A 2,500-nucleotide genomic window follows, 5' to 3' on the forward strand; every position below is an offset into this window, starting at 1 on the left:
AGTTGACAGATTATCGTAATCTGAGTATTATTAAAAAGTGCCTGAAGAGCGAAAGCAAGAAAAAAGCGGCTCAGATGGTCCGAACCTTGAAAATAATATAGTTTGAAGCAAGTATACAGCATCTAATTATTGGTTGTAAACACATTGAAAAACGCAAAGAGTTTTAGAAACAATTTATAACTCTTGAAGTGAGCTAAAAGCAAACTTATCGTAACAAAACGGAGAGTTTGATCCTGGCTCAGGATGAACGCTGGCGGTATGCATTACACATGCAAGTCGAACGAACTCTTCGGAGTTAGTGGCGGACGGGTGAGTAACACGTGAGAATCTAGCTCTAGGTCGGGGACAACAGTTGGAAACGACTGCTAATACCGGATGTGCCGGAAGGTGAAAGATTTATTGCCTAGAGATGAGCTCGCGTCTGATTAGTTAGTTGGTGGGGTAATAGCCTACCAAGACGTCGATCAGTAGCTGGTCTGAGAGGATGATCAGCCACACTGGGACTGAGACACGGCCCAGACTCCTACGGGAGGCAGCAGTGGGGAATTTTCCGCAATGGGCGAAAGCCTGACGGAGCAATACCGCGTGAGGGAGGAAGGCTCTTGGGTTGTAAACCTCTTTTCTTAAGGAAGAACACAATGACGGTACTTAAGGAATAAGCATCGGCTAACTCCGTGCCAGCAGCCGCGGTAATACGGAGGATGCAAGCGTTATCCGGAATAATTGGGCGTAAAGCGTCCGCAGGTGGTTTTGTAAGTCTGCTGTTAAAGCGTGAGGCTCAACCTCATAACGGCGGTGGAAACTACAAGACTTGAGTGCGTTCGGGGCAGAGGGAATTCCTGGTGTAGCGGTGAAATGCGTAGATATCAGGAAGAACACCGGTGGCGAAAGCGCTCTGCTAGGCCGTAACTAACACTGAGGGACGAAAGCTAGGGGAGCGAATGGGATTAGATACCCCAGTAGTCCTAGCCGTAAACGATGGATACTAGGCGTTGTCTGTATCGACCCGGACAGTGCCGTAGCTAACGCGTTAAGTATCCCGCCTGGGGAGTACGCACGCAAGTGTGAAACTCAAAGGAATTGACGGGGGCCCGCACAAGCGGTGGAGTATGTGGTTTAATTCGATGCAACGCGAAGAACCTTACCAGGGTTTGACATGTCGCGAACTTCCTGGAAACGGGAAGGTGCCTTCGGGAGCGCGAACACAGGTGGTGCATGGCTGTCGTCAGCTCGTGTCATGAGATGTTGGGTTAAGTCCCGCAACGAGCGCAACCCTCGTTTTTAGTTGCCAGCACTTAGGGTGGGCACTCTAGAGAGACTGCCGGTGACAAACCGGAGGAAGGTGGGGATGACGTCAAGTCATCATGCCCCTTACATCCTGGGCTACACACGTACTACAATGCTATAGACAAAGGGCAGCCAACTCGCAAGAGTGAGCAAATCTCATAAACTATGGCTCAGTTCAGATCGCAGGCTGCAACTCGCCTGTGTGAAGGAGGAATCGCTAGTAATTGCAGGTCAGCATACTGCAGTGAATTCGTTCCCGGGCCTTGTACACACCGCCCGTCACACCATGGAAGCTGGTCACGCCCGAAGTCGTTACCCTAACCTTATTAGGAGGGGGATGCCGAAGGTAGGACTGGTGACTGGGGTGAAGTCGTAACAAGGTAGCCGTACCGGAAGGTGTGGCTGGATCACCTCCTTTTAAGGGAGACCTAACCACTTGCTCATCTGAAACTGATGATAGCAGGAAGGTCAAACTTAGGTCGGTCAGTATTTAGATGCTAGGTGCTTCAAACTATATAATCAGGTTTGGTTTTAATTAGGACTTGAAAGAACTAAGATTAGGGTTTAGGGGCTATTAGCTCAGGTGGTTAGAGCGCACCCCTGATAAGGGTGAGGTCCCTGGTTCGAGTCCAGGATGGCCCACCTGGGAATTTTAGGTTTGGGGTTGATTAGTCAACACACTAGAATTTCTGTGGGGGTTTAACTCAGTTGGTAGAGTGCCTGCTTTGCAAGCAGGATGTCAGCGGTTCGAGTCCGCTAACCTCCAGTGGATAGTTCTGTCGATTTTACTCCCCTTTGGGCCCTGTTTTTAACTGTGCCAGATAGGAGAGAGCTCGTAGCGTCCTAATATTTGAAGATTACTAGGAAAACCCTGCAACTGAATTGTTTATACTTTCAGACTGCTGGGTCATTTCCAGCCAGAACCTTGAAAACTGCATAAGTAACGTGAAAATAGCAGGCAGTAGAAACAGACATGAGTATTTTAGCTCGTTGAAGTAGAAACTGTATGAAAATATCAAGTGGTCAAGCTACAAAGGGCTAATGGTGGATACCTAGGCACACAGAGGTGAAGAAGGACGTGGTTACCGACGATATGCCCCGGGGAGTTGGAAGCAAGCTTTGAGCCGGGGGTTTCCGAATAGGGCAACCTTTAATACTTTCTACTGAATATATAGGTAGACAAGAACGAACCCAGCGAACTGAAACATCTTAG

Annotated in this window: 2 tRNA genes and 2 rRNA genes (1 of these 4 cut by a window edge); all 4 read left to right on the forward strand. The window is 48.7% G+C overall.

Annotated elements, in window-relative coordinates:
- The first annotated feature begins 215 nt into the window (after window positions 1–215).
- Window positions 216–1,705, forward strand: a 16S ribosomal RNA gene (locus tag RINTHH_RS07240).
- 150 nt (window positions 1,706–1,855) lie between these two features.
- Window positions 1,856–1,929, forward strand: a tRNA-Ile gene (locus tag RINTHH_RS07245).
- 51 nt (window positions 1,930–1,980) lie between these two features.
- A tRNA-Ala gene (locus RINTHH_RS07250) sits at window positions 1,981–2,053 on the forward strand.
- Between the two features lie 255 nt (window positions 2,054–2,308).
- A 23S ribosomal RNA gene (locus RINTHH_RS07255) occupies window positions 2,309–2,500 on the forward strand; it runs 2,686 nt beyond the window's last position.
- The 16S and 23S rRNA genes sit together here with 2 tRNA genes alongside, the layout of an rRNA operon.

The sequence above is a fragment of the Richelia intracellularis HH01 genome, assembly GCF_000350105.1.
In the GTDB taxonomy this organism is placed as follows: domain Bacteria; phylum Cyanobacteriota; class Cyanobacteriia; order Cyanobacteriales; family Nostocaceae; genus Richelia; species Richelia intracellularis.